16 protein-coding genes and 1 pseudogene are annotated in these 16,527 nt (G+C 72.5%); 3 read left to right on the top strand and 14 right to left on the bottom strand.

Translation table 11 applies throughout. From position 1 onward, the window contains the following. Positions 1 to 150: 150 nt before the first annotated feature. The 7 genes from ASE20_RS20940 to ASE20_RS25710 all read right to left on the bottom strand — a co-directional run. Complete coding sequence (locus ASE20_RS20940) at positions 151 to 858, bottom strand: hypothetical protein (protein WP_056896518.1); 708 nt, start codon at positions 856 to 858, stop codon at positions 151 to 153. Between the two features lie 49 nt (positions 859 to 907). Beyond that, the gene (gene hemQ / locus ASE20_RS20935; RefSeq protein ID WP_056896517.1) at positions 908 to 1,639 is read right to left on the bottom strand and encodes a hydrogen peroxide-dependent heme synthase; all 732 of its coding nucleotides are present in this window, start codon (positions 1,637 to 1,639) and stop codon (positions 908 to 910) included. Between the two features lie 21 nt (positions 1,640 to 1,660). Continuing rightward, positions 1,661 to 2,332: a response regulator transcription factor gene (locus tag ASE20_RS20930; RefSeq protein ID WP_056896516.1), complete on the bottom strand. Its 672-nt coding sequence runs from the start codon at positions 2,330 to 2,332 to the stop codon at positions 1,661 to 1,663. After that, positions 2,329 to 4,380, bottom strand: coding sequence for a sensor histidine kinase (locus ASE20_RS20925; RefSeq protein ID WP_157538595.1), 2,052 nt, complete (start codon positions 4,378 to 4,380; stop codon positions 2,329 to 2,331). Before ASE20_RS20925 ends, ASE20_RS20930 begins: the two co-directional genes overlap by 4 nt. Before the next feature lie 74 nt (positions 4,381 to 4,454). After that, complete coding sequence (locus ASE20_RS20920) at positions 4,455 to 5,168, bottom strand: hypothetical protein (RefSeq protein WP_056896514.1); 714 nt, start codon at positions 5,166 to 5,168, stop codon at positions 4,455 to 4,457. Between the two features lie 215 nt (positions 5,169 to 5,383). Then, on the bottom strand, positions 5,384 to 6,037 hold the full coding sequence (locus ASE20_RS25715; protein WP_268793328.1) for a protoporphyrinogen/coproporphyrinogen oxidase: 654 nt from the start codon (positions 6,035 to 6,037) through the stop codon (positions 5,384 to 5,386). A gap of 58 nt (positions 6,038 to 6,095) precedes the next feature. Continuing rightward, positions 6,096 to 6,728: FAD-dependent oxidoreductase (locus ASE20_RS25710; RefSeq protein WP_235538835.1), on the bottom strand; the 633-nt coding region annotated here is incomplete at its 3' end. Positions 6,729 to 6,772: 44 nt separating this feature from the next. Here ASE20_RS25710 and ASE20_RS20910 point away from each other — a divergent pair. After that, positions 6,773 to 7,771: a DUF4349 domain-containing protein gene (locus ASE20_RS20910; RefSeq protein WP_056896513.1), complete on the top strand. Its 999-nt coding sequence runs from the start codon at positions 6,773 to 6,775 to the stop codon at positions 7,769 to 7,771. 9 nt (positions 7,772 to 7,780) lie between these two features. Here the strand turns inward: ASE20_RS20910 and ASE20_RS20905 are convergent, their stop codons facing one another. The 6 genes from ASE20_RS20905 to ASE20_RS20880 all read right to left on the bottom strand — a co-directional run bounded on the left by ASE20_RS20905 (position 7,781) and on the right by ASE20_RS20880 (position 14,419). Then, the gene (locus tag ASE20_RS20905) at positions 7,781 to 8,284 is read right to left on the bottom strand and encodes an NADPH-dependent FMN reductase (RefSeq protein WP_056896512.1); all 504 of its coding nucleotides are present in this window, start codon (positions 8,282 to 8,284) and stop codon (positions 7,781 to 7,783) included. 7 nt (positions 8,285 to 8,291) lie between these two features. Continuing rightward, a complete protein-coding gene (locus tag ASE20_RS20900) occupies positions 8,292 to 9,452 on the bottom strand; it encodes an LLM class flavin-dependent oxidoreductase (protein ID WP_056896511.1) in 1,161 nt (386 codons plus the stop codon). A gap of 7 nt (positions 9,453 to 9,459) precedes the next feature. Beyond that, positions 9,460 to 10,671: an SfnB family sulfur acquisition oxidoreductase gene (locus tag ASE20_RS20895; protein ID WP_056896510.1), complete on the bottom strand. Its 1,212-nt coding sequence runs from the start codon at positions 10,669 to 10,671 to the stop codon at positions 9,460 to 9,462. Continuing rightward, on the bottom strand, positions 10,668 to 11,789 hold the full coding sequence (gene sfnG, locus ASE20_RS20890; RefSeq protein ID WP_056896509.1) for a dimethylsulfone monooxygenase SfnG: 1,122 nt from the start codon (positions 11,787 to 11,789) through the stop codon (positions 10,668 to 10,670). The genes ASE20_RS20895 and sfnG overlap by 4 nt, the downstream gene beginning before the upstream one ends. Positions 11,790 to 11,910: 121 nt before the next feature. Beyond that, positions 11,911 to 13,158, bottom strand: coding sequence for an acyl-CoA dehydrogenase family protein (locus ASE20_RS20885; protein WP_056896508.1), 1,248 nt, complete (start codon positions 13,156 to 13,158; stop codon positions 11,911 to 11,913). 10 nt (positions 13,159 to 13,168) lie between these two features. After that, the gene (locus ASE20_RS20880; protein WP_056896507.1) at positions 13,169 to 14,419 is read right to left on the bottom strand and encodes an acyl-CoA dehydrogenase family protein; all 1,251 of its coding nucleotides are present in this window, start codon (positions 14,417 to 14,419) and stop codon (positions 13,169 to 13,171) included. Between the two features lie 122 nt (positions 14,420 to 14,541). Between ASE20_RS20880 and ASE20_RS20875 the strand changes: the two genes are divergently transcribed. Together ASE20_RS20875 and ASE20_RS20870 are read left to right on the top strand one after the other, a co-directional pair. Beyond that, on the top strand, positions 14,542 to 15,477 hold the full coding sequence (locus ASE20_RS20875) for a LysR family transcriptional regulator (RefSeq protein ID WP_082612722.1): 936 nt from the start codon (positions 14,542 to 14,544) through the stop codon (positions 15,475 to 15,477). A 31-nt stretch (positions 15,478 to 15,508) separates the two neighbouring features. After that, on the top strand, positions 15,509 to 16,303 hold the full coding sequence (locus ASE20_RS20870) for an NYN domain-containing protein (RefSeq protein WP_056896506.1): 795 nt from the start codon (positions 15,509 to 15,511) through the stop codon (positions 16,301 to 16,303). 1 nt (position 16,304) lies between these two features. Here the strand turns inward: ASE20_RS20870 and ASE20_RS25080 are convergent. After that, positions 16,305 to 16,527 (bottom strand): annotated as a pseudogene (locus ASE20_RS25080) (hypothetical protein); the annotation flags it as partial.

The following is a 16,527-nucleotide window of genomic DNA, read 5'->3' as shown; positions in this document are numbered from 1 at the left end:
CCGCCCCAGTCCGACAGGCATCCCGCGACAGGAAGCGGCACCGCTCCTCGCCCGGGGTCCGGGCGTACGCCCGGCCGTCCGCCACGATCATCTCGAGCTCGTCCTCACCGACCCTGAGCGTGCCGGCCATCTCGAACTCGTCGCGCCCGCTCAGGCGCCCGGGAAGGCCTCGACCTGCGACGCGGGCGGCGCCTTCACGTCGAACGGCTCGCCCCACTCGCTCATGGTCGCAACCATCTCGACGCCCATCACCGCGACCGTCATCTTGGTGATCAGGTCCCGCTCGTCGAGCCACATCCGGTAGGTGACCCGGAGCCCCTTGGCCTTTGCCCCGAGCTTCTCGACCAGCGCAGCCTGGCTCACGGTGACGTCGTAGCGCTGGACCTCGGCACCATCGAGCGTCTCGGCACCGACGTACTCCATCGTCTCGATGGAGTCGCGCATGTCGTCGATCATCCCCTGCGGCGACATGTCGCCCATGTCGGCCAGGATCGGTCCGCTGATGTCGTCCGGGAAGCGCATGTACTTCTCGTCACCCTGGTCGCGGCCGTAGACCTCGCTCCCGACCAGGATCATCTCGAACGGCTCGTCGTCGCCCTCGATCGTGCCGGACATGGCGACCTCGTCGACCCCACCCATCCGCATGCGGAGATCCATCTTCTCGCCGGCGCCCTCGAACTGCATGCGGACGGTCGGGTGGCTCTCCACCGCCTTCCCCATCGCGACGAGAAGGGTCTCGCGGGTGTACGGCTCGAAGGTGTCCGCGTCGTCGGCCTCCGTGGATTCCTGCTCCCCACAGCCGGCGAGGCCAAGGCTGAGCAGGAAGGCTGTCAGGACGGCCGAGACGATGCGCACCATGCGGTCACGGTAGGCGCCGCCGTGCCTCGGCGAGGCACGAATGGGCAGATCAGGGCAGGCGCGCGACCAGGTCCGCGAACGACACGCGCCGCCCGGTGTAGAACGGCACCTCCTCGCGGACGTGGCGACGGGTCTCCGAGCCGCGCAGGTGGCGCATCAGGTCGACGATCCGGGTCAGGTCGTCGGCCTCGAACGCGAGCATCCACTCGTAGTCGCCGAGGGCGAAGCTCGGGACGGTGTTGGCGCGGACGTCCGGGTAGTCGCGGGCCATCTGGCCGTGCTCGGCGAGCAGGCGGCGGCGCTCGGCGTCCTCGAGGAGGTACCACTCGTAGGAGCGGATGAAGGGGTAGACCGCGACGTAGGCGTGGGCCCGCTCGTCGGCGAGGAACGCCGGCAGGTGGCTGCGGTTGAACTCGGCCGGGCGGTGCAGGGCCATCTGCGACCAGACCGGCGCGAGCCGCGCACCGAAGGCGGTACGACGCAGCCGGTGGTAGGCGTCCTGGAGCTGGTCGCTGGTCTCGGCGTGCCACCAGAGCATGAGGTCGGCGTCGGCGCGGAGGCCCGCGACGTCGTACACGCCCCGGATGACGACGTCCTCGGCGGCCAGCTCGGCGGCCAGCGCCTCGAGCTCGGCGAGCTCGGCCTTGCGGACGACCTCGTCGGCCCCGAGCGGCTGCTCGAGCTTGAAGACCGACCACATCGTGAAGCGGATCGTGTCGTTGAGCTCGTTGATCTTCGCCGCGTTGGTCTTGATGTGCCCCTGCGGGTCCTGGTCCGACATGCCCCCCATTGTGCCGAGGGGCTAGTCGCGGCCGTACCCCGCCTCCCGCGCCTTGACGATCGCGTCGGCGCGGCCGGTGGCGTGGAGCTTGGCGTAGATCGCGGAGACCGCGTTGCGCACCGTCTTGTTGGAGACGTAGAGCTCCCCGGCGATCTCGTCGTTGGTGCGGCCCGCGGCGATGCGGTGGAGGATGTCGCGCTCGCGCTCGGTGAGCTCGGGGAAGGCGTCCTCCTCGGCCGCGGCCGGCTGCGCGAGCGCACCGGCGAAGAAGGCGGCGACCCGCGCGGCCAGGCTGGCACCGAACACCATGCCGCCGGCAGCCGCCGCCCGGATCGCGTGCTGCACCTCGTCGGCGCCGGCCCCCTTGAGCAGGTAGCCGCACGCACCCGCCCGGATCGCGGCGAGGATCGTGTCGTCGTCCTCGTTCATCGTCAGCATCACCACGCGCAGCGCGGGCGTGCGGCCGGTGAGGAAGCGGGTCGCCTCGATGCCGTCGAGGTGGGGCATCTGGATGTCCATGACGACCAGGTCGGGCGCCGCCTCCTGCACGACGTGCAGCGCCTCCCGGCCGTCGGCGGCGGTGCCGACCACCTCGATGCCCTCGAGCGCGCCGAGCAGGGCGACCAGCCCGTCGCGGACGATCTGGTGGTCGTCGACCACGACGACACTGATGGGGCGGACGGGGTCACTCATGCGGGGGTCCTCAGCGGGAGTCGGGCCGTGACGACGGTGCCGCCGGCCGGTGGGCTGGTGATCGTGGTGGTGCCGCCGAGCTCGGCGGCGCGCTCGCGCAGGCTGGAGAGGCCGACGCCGGCGGTCCGGTCCGGGGCGATGCCGACACCGTCGTCGGCCACCTCGACGAGGAGGGTGTCGGCGGCGAGGTCGATGCGCAGCCGGACACCGGACGCCGCCGCGTGCCGCGCGACATTGGTCAGCGCCTCCCCCGCGATCCGGTACGCCGCCACCTCGACCGCCGCGGGCAGCCGGCCCGCCAGCTCGTCCGGCGCGTCGACCGTCACCGGGAGGGCGAGGGTGTCCGCCTGCTGGCGGAGGGCACCCACCAGGCCGCGGTCGTCGAGGGCCGGCGGGCGCAGGTCGTGCACCAGGCGTCGTACGTCGGCGACGACGTCCTGCACCTGGGTGCTCACCGCCTCCAGCTGCTCCCGCGCACGGCCGGGGTCGCGGTCGACGGTCATCCGCGCCGCCTCGAGCTGGAAGACGATGCCGCTCAGCGCCGGCCCGAAGCCGTCGTGCAGGTCGCGCCGGATCCGGCGCCGCTCCTCCTCGCGCGCGGTGACCAGGCGCTCGCGGCTGCGCTGCACCTCCTCGGCGAGCTGGCTCGCGCGGGCGGCGGTCGCCGCCTGCCGGACCAGGTCGCCGAGCAGCTCCTGGTCGCGGTCGCTGAGGCGGCTGCGCAGGCCGCGGGCCGGCAGCACCAGGCTGCCGATGGTGGCGTCGCGGTAGGTGATCGGCAGGGTGCGCACCTGGTCCGGGCGCTCGCCGTAGGTCGTGACGAGGCGCTCCCCGTGGCCGCGCTCCACCTCGACGCTGACGAACGCGATGCCGAACGCGCCGGCGACCGCCTGGGCGACCGCGGCGAGCTGCTCGGCGCTGTCGTCGGTGGTCTCGAGCGTCGAGGCGAGGCCGGCCACGACGTCGTACCGGTTCGTGCGCTCGCCGAGCATGAGGCGTCGTACGGCGGCGGAGAGACGCTGGCGCAACGGACCGTAGAGCAGCACGGCCACGGCCAGCACCACCGCCACGACCTGGGCCTGGCTGAGCTCGTCGTCGAGGACGAGGGTGAGCGCGCCGAGGACCATCGCGTCGGCGACCACGAGGACCGCGAGGACGGCGGCGAGGACGGCCGTGCGGGCGAGCAGGTCCTGGATCGGGGCCAGGCTCGGCCGGACGATCGCGATCGTCATGGCGGTCGGTGGCAGCACGGTGGCGCTGAACGCGCCGGCGTACCCGGAGCCGGGCAGGGGGAACATCAGGCTCAGCAGCAGCACGGCGACGATCACGAAGACGCTCCACAGCAGCCAGCGCATGCGGTCGCGCTCGACGCCCTCGGACCTGCGGTAGCGGACCACGACCGTCAGCAGGGCGAACAGGAACGCCGCGACGCCGAGGGCGACCCCGAACGACGCGACCTGCTGACCGCGCCCGGCGAGGGCGCCGATCGAGGTCGGGTCCTGGTCGATGCCGGCAGGGATGCCGTCGATGCGCTGGTCTCCCTCCGCCGGCGCCACGATCACGGCGAGACCGCTGAGGAAGAGGGCGAGCACCGCCACCCACGACGCCGGCCGCCAGCGTCCCGGGAGGAAGCGGCCGGTCGGGAAGACCAGGACGAGCACGGCGGTCACCGAGGTCAGGTAGGAGCCGAACCGGTTCAGGAACCACAGGGCGAAGGTCATCCCCGGCCAGGCGCCGTCCTCCGTCAGTCCGGCGTTGACGTAGCTCTGCGAGAACCCGTCGAGCGACCAGAAGAGCCCGGAGAAGGCGAGCACCCAGCCGAACCGCTGGTGCCGGTCGCGCAGGAGGACGATCGCGGCGAGCGTCCCGAGCACGGCGCCGTTGACGATCCACGGCCACCCGGGTCCGCCCACCACGTCCGCGCCCGGTCCGTCCGCCGGCGCGACCAGGTCCAGCCATGCGGCCGCGGGGAGCAGCAGCACACACAGCACGGGGACCAGCAGCACCCCCAGCACCTGGGGGCCACGGGGCCGGGCGTCGCTCTGCACCGGCACATTGTGCAGCCGGTCCGGCCCCCTCCGTGGAGGATTGGGGACCGGACCGGCTGCGGGACGGAGGTTGCTCACGCGCGACCGCGGAAGACCTTGTCGCCGGCGAGGAAGCCGAGGGCGATCACGATCAGGCCGATCGGGCCGGTCATGCCGGCCATGTACTGCAGCGGCGAGACGCCGAGCAGCAGGGTCACGCCGCCGCCCACGAGGCCGACGATGCCGATCCACTTCGGGACGCCGCCGTTGCGGGCCGCGCCGAACAGGGTCAGGCCGGACAGGCCGAGCAGGCCCCAGCACCACGGGATGGTGCCGATCCAGTGGTTGTAGAACGCCGCGCTCTCCGGCACGACCATCGCGTCGTCACCGGCCGCGAAGATGAACTCGGTGTCGAGGCCCGCCCCGAGGATCATCACGATCGCGGTGATCAGCACGCCACTGAACGCCACCAGCGGCAGCACGCTGTCGCGGTCGGCCGTGGCGCGCAGCCGGCGGTACAGGCCCGCCGCGAACACGACCATCAGCACCGCGCTGACCATCGTGAAGGTGTGGAAGGCCAGCATCTGCGGGACGAGCTCGCCGAGCCGCTCCGAGATCTTGTCGGCGTCGCCCTGGATGTCCGGGTCGTAGACCGCGTTCACCATCGACGAGGTCACCATCATGCCGAAGCCGGTGACACCGGCCAGCAGGCCGGCGAGCGCCCACCGGGTCGGTCGGTACGTCGTGGGCTCGGCCTGCGCTCCGTGCTGGTCGAGGGCGGTCGGGGGGAGGTTGGTCTGCGTTGTCATGTCCACGACCTTCGCGGGCCCCGTGTCCCACCCGACAGGGACAACCCGGCACACCTCCCGGGACACGCGAAGTGTTAGTTCTGCCGCGCCGAAGTGTTGGTTCTTCCGCGCCGAGGTGGCACATCTGTCCTCCACCGTCACGCGTGGGAGGCGACTTCCAACACCTCAACACGCCACTTCTAACACTTCGCGGGTGCATTTCTAACACTTCGCGGTCAGGTGAGGAGGGCGGCGGTGGCGGCGTGGGCGGAGGCGATGGTGGCGGGTATGCCCACGCCGTCGTACGACGCCCCGCAGACTGCGAGGCCGGGGACGGCCGCGACCGCGGACCGGATCCGGGCGACCCGGTCGGCGTGGCCGACCCAGTACTGCGGGAGGCCGCCGCCCCACCGCTGGACCACGGCGTCGACCGGGGCGGCGCGCAGGCCGGTGGCCGCGGCGAGGTCGGCGAGGGAGGCCCGGACCAGCTCGTCGTCGGGGACCTGCAGGGTGGCCTCCTCGCCGAAGCGGCCGAGCGAGGTGCGCAGCACGAGCAGCCCGTCGCCGGCGGCGCGGACCCAGTCCCACTTGGCGAAGGAGAAGGTCGACGCCTTGACCCGGCGGCCGTCGACGGGCGGTACGAGGAAGCCGGAGGCGCCGATCTCGAGGGCCTCGGCGACGCCGGGATCGTCGGCGCGGAAGGCGAAGGTGACGAGGGCGACCGAGGCGTACCCGATCTGCGCGAGCTCGTCCGCGGCGTCGGGGGCGAGGTCGGCGAGCAGGCGGGAGGTCGGCGCGGCCGGCGTCGCCAGCACCAGCAGGTCGGCGGGCTCCTCCCCTGCGGGCGTGGTCACCACGAACCCCGACCCCGTACGACGAACAGCGGTCACCGTCGCGTCGTACCTCACCTCGACGCCGGACCGCCCCGCCAGATCGGCCTCCAGGACNCCGCCACATCCCGCCGTCGACGCTGGCGAAGACCGGCGGCGCACCGGCGGGCGGCGGCGGGAGCGTGAACTCCGGCCGGGCGATCAGGTCGACGAGCTGCGGGACGGCGGAGCGGACCGAGATGTGGCGGGCCTGGCCGGCGTAGACCCCGCCGAGCAGCGGCTCGACCAACCGGTCCACGACCTCGTCACCGAACCGGGTGCCGACCAGGTGCGCGACCGACTCGTCGTGCCCTTCGCCGTCCAGGTGGGCAGCGAACTGGTGGCGCGCCCGGACCATCCCCTCGGGCGAGAGGATCCCGGACGCCTCGAGCTGGCCGAGGTCGAGCGGGGCGCCCATCAACGTGCGTGGCAGCGGCCGCAGCGCGCCGCGCGTCCAGACCCTCGAGGTGGCGCCGGTCGGGTGCACCAGGGGCAGCCCGAGCGAGGTCGCCAGGGCGGTGCCCTCGGGGCGGCGGTGCAGCATCGCCTCGGCTCCCACGTCGACGGTCACGCCGGCGACGGACCCGGACCGCAGCTTGCCGCCCGTGCGGTCGGACGACTCGAGCACGAGCACGGTCGCACCGGCCTCGGCGAGGTCGCGCGCGGCGACCAATCCGGCCACCCCGGCCCCCACGACGATCGCCCTGCGCACCGGACCAGCCTCCCACGGCGCCCGTGAGGGAACCGATCGGGCCGGTGTCGCGTCGCACCGACATGCACCCGACCCGCACCCGCCTCGCCCTGTCCCTCGCCGGCGTCGCCACGCTGGCCGCGCTGACCGGTTGCTCCGGCGGCGCCTCCGACGGGGACAGCGCCGCCGGCGTCCCCGCGGCCGACGAGAAGGCGGCCGGCATGGGCGGTCCTGCGGTCGAGGCTCCGGACGCCCTGAACTCGACCCAGCGCAACGCATACGCCGCCGACGGGGCCGACACCGCGGCAGGCCTCGCCGACACGTCGGACGCGGTCGACCCCGCGAAGACCGCCGACGACATCGAGCCCGGGAGGGCGGTCATCTCGACCGGCTCGGTCTCGCTCGAGTCCGACGACGTGGGCCGCACCCGCTTCGACGTCCGCAAGGTGCTCGACCGTCACCGCGGCACGATCAGCGAGCAGGAGACCACGACCGGCGACGGTGGCGAGGTCGCCACCGCCCGTCTGGTCGCGCGGGTCCCGAGCAAGGAGTTCGGGGACGCCCTGGACGACCTCGAGGGCGTGGCCACCCTGCTCAGCTCCAACGAGTCGGGCCAGGACGTCACCACCAAGGTGATCGACGTCGCCGCCCGGGTCCGTGCCCAGCGCGCGAGCGTCGCACGGATCGAGGCGCTGCTCGACCGAGCCACCGACCTGCAGGAGGTCATCTCGATCGAGCGTCAGCTCGCGACCCGGCAGGCCGAGCTGGACTCCCTGGTGTCGCGGCAGAAGTACCTCGCCGACCAGACCGCTATGTCCACGATCTCGATCTCGATCGAGCAGCCCGCGGAGGAGGCGAAGCACGACGAGGAGAAGGCCGGCTTCCTGGGCGGCCTCGAGGACGGCTGGGACAGCTTCGTCGCCGGTGGTGCCGCGGCCCTCGCCGTCGTCGGCTTCCTGGTCCCCTGGCTCATCCTCGTCGCCGTGCTGGGCCTCCCGCTGTGGCTGGCGCTCCGGCGACGTGCCGGCCGCCGTCCCTCGACGCCCACGCCGGCGACGCCGTAGCCGGTCCGGTCAGGCGTCGCTCCGCAGCAGCTTCTCCACGACCGGCCGGCTGCGGGCCAGCCAGTCGGCGTAGGCCGCCGGGTCGTCGTACTGCTTGTCGAGGACGTAGAGCGCACTGCCGGGCACGACCGCACCGAGGTGGCTGAGCAGCGGCACCAGGCCGTGCTCGGGAGCCAGTGCGTGCGCGGGTCCGCCGCCGAGCATCAGCGGCACCGCGACGCCCCGCAGCTGGCCCGCGGCGAAGCGGTCGAGGAAGAGCTTCAACAGCCCCGTGTACGTCGCCTTGTACGTCGGGCACGCCACGACCACCAGGTCCGCGCGCCCCACCTCGGCCACCAGGGCGTCGATGGTCGCGTCGGTCCAGTCGACCAATCCGGCCCCGAGCGTGGCCACGTCGACGACGAGGTCGGGCTCCCGGTCGACGAGCTCGCGGTGCAGGTGCAGGGCGGCGGTCAGGGTGCGGCTCGCCGGCTTCGGGTTGCCCACCACGACGGCGGTGTGGACGGTCGACATCAGCCTTTCACCGCCCCACCGACGCGAACGGGACGGACGTGCTGTGGCGACGCTCGGGGCCCTCGTGCTTCCAGAGGCCGCGCTCGGCGAGGATCGGCAGCACGCCCTCGCCGAACCAGTACGCACCCTCGAGGTGCGGGTACGCCGACAGCACGAACTCGTCGAGCCCGAGCTCGGCGTACTCCGCGATCCGGTCCGCCACCTCCTCGTGGCTGCCGACCAGTGCGGTGCCGGCCCCGCCGCGGACCAGGCCGACCCCGGCCCACACGTTCGGGTAGATCTCGAGGTCGTCGGTGCGGCCGCTGTGCAGGTCGAGCATCCGGCGCTGGCCCTCGGACTCGCTCCTGCGCAGGCCCTCCTGGACCTGCTGGATCATGGCGGGGTCGATCCCCTTGAGCAGGCGGTCGGCCTCGGCCCACGCCTCCTCGGAGGTGTCGCGGGTGATCACGTGCATCCGGATGCCGAAGCGGATCGGGCGGTGGTCCGGGCCGCGGCCCTCGGCGGCGGCGAGCTCGCGGATCCACGCGATCTTCTCGGCCACGGCCTGCGGCGGCTCACCCCACGTGAGGTAGACGTCGGCATGCTCGGCGGCGACCTTGCCCGCTGCGGGCGACGAGCCGCCGAAGTAGATGTCCGGCACCGGGTCGGGGATCTGGCCCAGCCTCGCGGCCTCCACGGAGAGGTACTTGCCCGTGAAGTCGACGGTCTCACCGGCCCAGAGCCGGCGCACGATCTCGAGGAACTCGCCGCAGCGCTCGTACCTCTCCTCCTTGTCGAGGAAGTCCCCGAACATCCGCTGCTCGTGGCTCTCGCCACCCGTCACGACGTTGAGCAGCAGCCGACCGCCGCTGAGGTTCTGGAAGGTGCCGGCCATCTGCGCGGCGAGGTACGGCGCCACGATCCCCGGCCGGAAGGCGACCAGGAACTTCAGCCGCTCGCTGGTCTGGCTCAGCATCGCCGTGGTCAGCCAGGCGTCCTCGCACCACGCACCGGTGGGGGTGAGCGCGGCCTCGAAGCCGTTGTCCTCGGCGGCGCGCGCGACCTGGGTGAGGTAGGCGACGTCGGCGGGACGGCCGGCCTGGCCGGGGTTGACGCCGTGGCCGCCGCCGACGACGTGGCGGCCGTCGCCGCCGTTGGTGGGCAGGAACCAGTGGAACTTCAGGGACATGGAAACCTCAGATCTGGCCGTGGTTGGGCGGCGGGGTGCCGTCGATCGCATGGCGACCGAGGTGGTGGACCTTCCAGGCGGCGGGGTCGTGCAGGGTGTGGGTGCGGGCGTTGCGCCAGTGCCGGTCGAGGTCGTGGCTGCGCAGCGCGGAGCGGGTGCCGGCCACCTCGAAGAGCCGGCTCGAGGCCTCGAGCGAGGCGGCGGTCGTCGAGGCACGGGCCGCCGCGACGGCGAGGCTGGCCTCGGCGGCGGTGGCCGCGGTGAGCGAGGCACGGGCCCGGTCGACCGCGCGGCCGGCCTCGGCGAGCAGCGCCTCCGCGGCGCGCACCTGCAGCTCGACCTCTCCGAATGCCTGGACGACGAGGGGATCCCCCGCGGCGCCGGAGGTGTCGTAGAGGGCGAGAGCGTCCGGGTACGGGCGGCTGCGCGTCGTGACGAAGGCCGCCGCGTCCCGCACCGCCGCCCGCGCGATGCCGGCGTCGATGGCGGCGTGGAGCAGCTGGGCGAACGATCCGTAGGCCTGGGGCCGCTCGAAGGTCAGGTGGTACGGCGTCACGCGGTCGGCCGCGACGCGGACCCGCTCGAGGCGGACCGTGCCGCTCGCCGTCGTGCGCTGCCCGAGACCGTCCCAGTCGTCGACGACCGTGACGCCGGGGGCGTCGCGCTCGACCCAGGCGACGGACAGCGGGCCGCCCTCGCCGAGGTGGGCGAGGACCGGGATCCAGTGCGCGAGCAGCGCGCCGGTGGCGTAGCCCTTCTCGCCGTCCAGCACCCAGGCTCCCGGCGCCGCGGGATCGGGACGCAGCGTCGTCGCGTGGTCGCGCACGTGCTTGCTGCCGATCTCCGACTGCGCGTTGCCGAACCGCCTGCCCGCGACGACCTCGCCGAGCAGGAACCGCTTCTGCTCCTCGGTGCCCTGCTCGACCAGTGCGTTGACGTAGACGAAGTGGCTGTGCGGGATCTGCGCGACGTTCGGGTCGCCGGTCGCGACGAGCCGCACCACCTCGGTCAGCACCGCGGCGCCGAGCCCGGGGCCGCCGTACTCGGTGGGGACGGTGATCGCCAGCAGGCCCGACGCCGACAGCGCCTCGACCTCCGCGACCGGGAGGATCCGCTCCCGGTCGCGGAGGGCCGAGTCCTCGGCGAAGCGGGCCGCCAGGTCGGCAGCCGCGGCGATCGCCGAGTCGGCCGAGTGCCTCGGGGGTGCTGCGACGGTCACACTCGCTCCAGCTCGGCAGCCTCGAGCTCGCGGACCAGCGGGAGCACCTCGCGGCCGAAGTACTCGACGTCCTCGAGGTAGTGCAGGAAGCCGAGCAGGAAGAGGTTCACGCCCCGCTTCTTGTACTCGATCATCCGGGTCGCGATCTGCTCGGGCGTACCGATCAGGCCGGTGCGGAAGCCGTCGTTGTACTGGACCAGGTCGGCGAACTCCGAGTCCTGCCACATGCCCTTCTTGTCACCGGTGCTCTGGCCGGCCTGCTTCACGGCGGCGCCGAAGCCCTCGACGGCCTCGCGGTCGGCCTTGTCGACGATCTCGCGCAGCACGTCGCGGGCCTCGGCCTCGGTGTCGCGGCCGATGAAGAAGCCGTTGAGGCCGAACTTCACGGTCCGGCCGTGGACGGTGGCGACGTCGGTGACGTCGCGGATCTGCTCGGAGATGCCGTCGGGGGTGTTGCCGTTGGCGAAGTACCAGTCGGAGACCCGGCCGGCCATGCCCCGGGCGTCGGTCGAGTTGCCGCCCTGGAAGATCTCCGGGTGCGGCCGCTCGGGCGAGCTGAGCGGCTTGGGCTTCAGGTCGAAGTCGTGGAGCCGGTAGAAGTCGCCGTTGAGCTCGGCGTGCTCCGAGGTCCAGATCTCGCGCACGTAGCGGATGAACTCCTCGGCGCGGCGGTAGCGCTCGCCGTGCTCGAGCCACGGCTCACCGAGCTTGGTGAACTCGTCCTTGAACCAGCCGCTCACCACGTTGATGGCCGCCCGGCCCCCGGAGATCTGGTCGGCGGTGGCGATGAACTTGGCGAGCACGCCCGGCTGCCAGAGGCCGGGGTGGACGGCGGCGATCACCTTGAGGCGCTCGGTGGCGAGCAGCAGCGCGAGGCTGAAGCTCGTGGACTCGTGCTGGTAGGCGGCGCCGTACGACGCGATGTAGCGCACCTGCGAGAGGGCGTACTCGAAGCCGTTGTTCTCGGCGAGACGAGCGAGCTGGACGTTGTAGTCGTAGCTCCAGTCCGTGCGCTGCTCGATCTTGCTCACCACCAGGCCCCCGCTGACGTTGGGGACCCAGTAGGCGAACTTGAGCGGTTGGGCGAAGGCTTCGCGGTCGAAGATCTGGTCGGTCATGGCTGCACCTCGTGGATAAGTCGAGTAGTTCGATAGACATTAGCGGACTGAGCGCGTCAGACAAGACGCAACGGGGTCGCCGGCTCCGTGGAACCGGCGACCCCGCGAGAGGCAGGGCCTGTCACCGTGCGGTGCGGCCGATCGCCCAGGCGTACGGCGGCGGCGTGCCGTTCACGAGGTGCGCCCCCACGACGCGCGCCTTGAGGATGCGCGGGTTGTGCGAGGACACCGTGCGCGCGTTGCGCCAGTGCCGGTCGAGACCCTTGGACAGCGAGGTCCCCGACGCGCCGAGGGTGTCGAACAGGTCGCTCGTCAGGTCCAGGACGAGCGAGGTGACGACGACCTGCGCCGCGGAGGACTCGACCTCGGCCCGCTCGTTGGCCGCGGCCACCCGGTCGGCGGCCCCCGCCGCCACCGGCGCGAGGTCGGCGACCTCCTGGATCGCCTCGGCGACCCGCAGCGTGGCCGCCTCGGCGGCGTACACGGCAGCGGAGGCCTCGCCGATCCGGGCGAGCACCTGCGGGTCGTCGCGGACCCGCGCGGCGTTGGCGTGCGAGTAGTTCCGCTCGCGGTCACGGACGTGCCCGACGAAGTCGGTCAGCGCAGCCCTCCCGATGCCGGTCAGCACCGCCAGCAGGTTCAGCTGGTAGAGCGCGGTCTGGTACGGGAAGCGCTCCCCGAACGGCAGCACGTCCCGGGCCGCGACGACCGCGCCGTCGAAGGTGGTCGTGCCGCTCCCGGTCCCCCGCTGGCCGAAGCCGTCCCAGTCGTCGGTGACGATCACCTCGGGCTCACGGGTGTCGACGATCGCGATCGCGAACTCGGGCTCCTGGCCGAGCCCTGCCCCGTCGCGCTCGATGCGCGCGTAGACGTCCGCCCACTCGGCGTAGATCGTGCCGGTCGTGTAGAACTTGCTGCCCGTCAGCCGGTAGCTGCCGTCGGGCTGCGCCGCGAGGACGGTCTGCTGCGAGTCGATCGCCGTCGCACCCACCTCCGACCACGCGTTGCCGGCGATCTCGCCGGCGGCGAAGCGGTCGAACCAGACCCGCTGGTCGCGGCCCTGGGCATGCTGCCAGAGCCGGTCCTCCACGAGCGCCGCGTGGCCGCGCAGGGCCTGCGGCAGGTTGCTGTCCGCGGCCGCGAGGTCGATCCAGAGCTGCGTGAGCTCGGGTATCGAGGCCCCGCGGCCGCCGTACCGGGTCGGAACGCGCAGCGCCCCGAAGCCGCGCTCCTTGAGCCGGCGCACCTCCTGGTCGGGCAGCACGTCGTCGAGCTCGCGCTGCAGCGCGCCGAGGCCGATCTCGTCGAAGACCGGGCCGTACGTCGCCCGCAGCTCCTCGAGCGGGGAGCGGGTGTCGGTGATGCTCATCCCTGCCTCCTCACGTGTACCAGGTCGGCTCGGGCAGCTCGCCCAGCAGCGCGTAGCGGCCGACCTCGGCGCGCTTGTGCGCGACCGGGTCGTGGAGGCTGTGCGTGCGGATGTTGCGCCAGAAGATGTCGAGGCCGACCGAGCTCGCGGTCGCGCGGGCGCCGGTGACGTCGAAGACGCGGGTGCCGATCTCGAGGCCGGTGTCGATCGCGACCTGCTTGGCCGCGGCGATCACCACCTCCGCCTCGCCGCGCTCCTCCGGGGTGACCGTGTCGGCGTGCGCGTTGATCGCCTCGATCAGCGTGGCGGCCCGCTCGGCGAGGGCCTCCGCGGCCCACAGCTTGGAGCGCAGGTCGCCGTACGTCTCGAGGATGTGGAACTCCTGCGTCGCGGTCTCCTTGAGGTCCGGGGTGTACGGCCAGGGGCGGGTCTTCTCGCGGGTGTAGGTCGCCGCGGTCGCCAGGGCGCCTTCGGCGATGCCGAGGTAGATGTTGGCGAAGATGATCTGGATCAGCGGCACGTTGAGCGTGTTGTAGACCCGCGGGCGGAACTCCCAGCCGGCGTCGGTCCGCACGTAGCCGGCCGCCGACGCCCACGGGACGCGGACGCCGTCGATCACGACGCCGCCGCTCTCGGTGAGCCGCTGGCCGAGCGCGTCCCAGTCCCCCTTGAACCGGATCGCCGGCTGGTCGGTCGGCACGATCGCGAAGACGTGCTGTTCGGTGCCCTCGAGCACGCCCTCCAGCACGGTGACGTCGGAGATCCGGCCCCCGGTCGAGAAGGACTTCTCGCCGCGGAACACGATCTCCTCGCCCTCGTCACTGATCACCAGGTCGGCGTCGCGCGGGTTGACCGCACCGCCGAAGAACCACTGCTCCCTGGTCGCCTGCTCCTCGACGGCGGCGATCTGCTCCGGCGTACCGACCAGACGGGCGGCCCAGAACCACAGCAGGTGGTAGCCGAGGAGCTGGCCGATCGAGCCGTCGCCGGCGCTGACGGCGCGGATCACCCGCAGCGCGGTGGTCCAGTCCTGCCCACCCCCGCCGTGCTCGACCGGGCCGAGCAGCGTCACGAGGCCGGACTCCTTGAGGAGCCGGACCTCCGCGGTGGGTACGGCGAGTGCCCGGTCCCGCTCGACGGCGTCCGCCGCCAGGGTCGTGGCCACCTGGCGGGCCCGTTCGAGCCACCCCTCCGGGGTCGTCGGACGGTCGGTCCACCCGCCGGCGGCGGCGCCGGTCGGGGTGGTGAGGTCAGCAGTCATGGAACGTTCTCTCCTTGCATCGGGCGGTCGTGATACTGTTTGTCTACAGACTTACTTGACTTAGGGTCGCGGACAAGGACCACGACCCATGGCGTCTCCGATGAAGGTGAAAGGCAGCACCCATGCGCATCGAACAGCTGGAGTACCTCGCCGCGGTGACGCAGCACGGCTCGCTGCGGCGAGCCAGCGAGAAGCTCCACCTCTCCCAGCCCGCGCTGAGCGAGGCCGTCACCAAGCTCGAGCGCGAGCTGCGGGTCACCCTGCTGGACCGCCGCCGCTCCGGCGCCCGGATCAGCCGCGAGGGCCGCGAGCTGCTCCCCTACATGACCGAGGTGCTCGCCGCGGTCGACCGCCTGCGCACCGCCGCCGGCGACCAGCGCACCGACACCCGCGTGATCCGGGTCGGCACCGTGCACGCCGCCACCTCCACCCTGCTGGTCCCCGCGGTGCGCGCCTTCCAGGAGCGCCATCCCGGGACGACCGTGGAGGTGCTCACCCTCCAGCAAGCGCAGATCGACGAGGCCCTCGCCGAGGGCACCCTCGACCTCGGCCTGGTCAACGTGCTCGACGGCGACGACCCGCCGATCGGGCTCGACGGGATCGACCTCCTGCACGGCCGTCCGGTCGCCGTACTGCCGGCGGGGCACGCGCTCCTCGCCCGCCCCCAGGTCACCATCGACGAGCTGCGCCTCGAGCGCTTCGTGATGATGCGCGCCGGCTACGTCATGCACCGCTACGTCCACCGGGCCTTCGGCCCGGAGGTCCCGCCGGCGGCGCACAGCACCGACGGCGCGGAGATGGGCAAGGCCCTGGTCGCCGAGGGCGTCGGCGTCACGATCCTGCCCGACTACTCGGTGATCGGCTGCCCGCTGCACCGCGTCGGCATGATCGAGTCCCGCCCGATCGCCGGCAACCAGACGTTCGTGACCCTGCAGCTGCGCCAGCGCAAGACCCTCCAGCAGCCGCTGCCGGTCCGCGAGCTGCAGAACGCGCTCGCCGCGCGGGCCACGGAGTACCGCGCCCAGTCGGCGGGAGCGAACGCCAGCGCGGCGTCGTAGCCCTCGCGGCCGCGCCGGTGATGATGGGGCGGTGACCGACACCCGACTCGCCGTCCTGATCGACGCCGACAACACCTCGCACCGCTACGTCGCCGACCTGCTGGTGGAGCTCGCGAAGTACGGGCGTCCGACCGTCAAGCGGGCCTACGGCGACTTCACCTCCGAGGGGTTGCGCAACTGGAAGACGAAGCTCAACCGGCACGCGATCAGTCCCGTGCAGACCTTCGCCTACACGACGGGCAAGAACTCCACGGACTCCGCGCTGATCATCGACGCGATGGACCTGCTCTACTCCGGCAACGTCGACGCCTTCACCATCGTGTCGAGCGACAGCGACTTCACCCGGCTCGCCACGCGCCTGCGCGAGTCCGGGACGACCGTCTACGCCGTGGGGCGGAGCAACACCCCTGCCGCCTTCCAGGAGGCGGTCGACCAGTTCATCCGCCTCGAGCTCCTCGACAGCGCGCCCGAGGACGCGAGCCCCCAGGAGGAGCCCGAGCCGGCCGGCGACGCCCCGGTGCTCCCGAACCTGCAGAGCCTGCTGACGCGCGGCGTCAACAACGCTTCCGGCGACGACGGCTGGGTGTCGCTCGGCGCGCTCGGCAACTACCTCCGCACCGCTTACCCGTCCTTCGACACCCGCTCGTACGGGTTCGCGAAGCTGGTCGACCTGGTGCAGGCGCAGGGCTTCCTCACCACCGAGGGCTCCGGCAACGCCGTGCGAGTCAGCGTGAAGGGCCGCCCGGTCGCGAAGAAGGCGGCCCCCCAGGTCGCGACCAAGGCGACGACGAAGAAGGCGGCCGCCAAGAAGCCGCCGAAGAAGTAGGTCAGGCGGTCAGGACGTACTTGCCGGCGAGCTCGATGCGCAGGGTGTGGTACTCGACCTGGGTGATCGACCGGGTGCCCTCGCTGGTGACGAGGCGGTGGAGTCCGTGGGGTGTGCGCCAGATCCAGCGGTCGGGTCCGAGTTGGTGGACCTCGTAGCCTGCATGGGTTTTCGCTCGGTGGGAGTGGCGGGTGAGTGGGGTGTCGTTGTGGTCCCCGGTCTGG

Origin of the sequence: Nocardioides sp. Root240 (assembly GCF_001428825.1) — a bacterium.
Lineage (GTDB): Bacteria > Actinomycetota > Actinomycetes > Propionibacteriales > Nocardioidaceae > Nocardioides.
This window is presented reverse-complemented; position numbering and strand designations above follow the sequence as displayed.

Excerpts from the sequence above, each read along its gene's own strand:
- ASE20_RS20940 (WP_056896518.1), bottom strand. The coding sequence starts at position 858 with ATGGTGCGCATCGTCTCGGCCGTCCTGACAGCCTTCCTGCTCAGCCTT.
- hemQ (WP_056896517.1), bottom strand. The coding sequence starts at position 1,639 with ATGTCGGACCAGGACCCGCAGGGGCACATCAAGACCAACGCGGCGAAG.
- ASE20_RS20930 (WP_056896516.1), bottom strand. The coding sequence starts at position 2,332 with ATGAGTGACCCCGTCCGCCCCATCAGTGTCGTCGTGGTCGACGACCAC.
- ASE20_RS20920 (WP_056896514.1), bottom strand. The coding sequence starts at position 5,168 with ATGACAACGCAGACCAACCTCCCCCCGACCGCCCTCGACCAGCACGGA.
- ASE20_RS20905 (WP_056896512.1), bottom strand. The coding sequence starts at position 8,284 with ATGTCGACCGTCCACACCGCCGTCGTGGTGGGCAACCCGAAGCCGGCG.
- ASE20_RS20900 (WP_056896511.1), bottom strand. The coding sequence starts at position 9,452 with ATGTCCCTGAAGTTCCACTGGTTCCTGCCCACCAACGGCGGCGACGGC.
- sfnG (WP_056896509.1), bottom strand. The coding sequence starts at position 11,789 with ATGACCGACCAGATCTTCGACCGCGAAGCCTTCGCCCAACCGCTCAAG.
- ASE20_RS20885 (WP_056896508.1), bottom strand. The coding sequence starts at position 13,158 with ATGAGCATCACCGACACCCGCTCCCCGCTCGAGGAGCTGCGGGCGACG.
- ASE20_RS20880 (WP_056896507.1), bottom strand. The coding sequence starts at position 14,419 with ATGACTGCTGACCTCACCACCCCGACCGGCGCCGCCGCCGGCGGGTGG.
- ASE20_RS20875 (WP_082612722.1), top strand. The coding sequence starts at position 14,542 with ATGCGCATCGAACAGCTGGAGTACCTCGCCGCGGTGACGCAGCACGGC.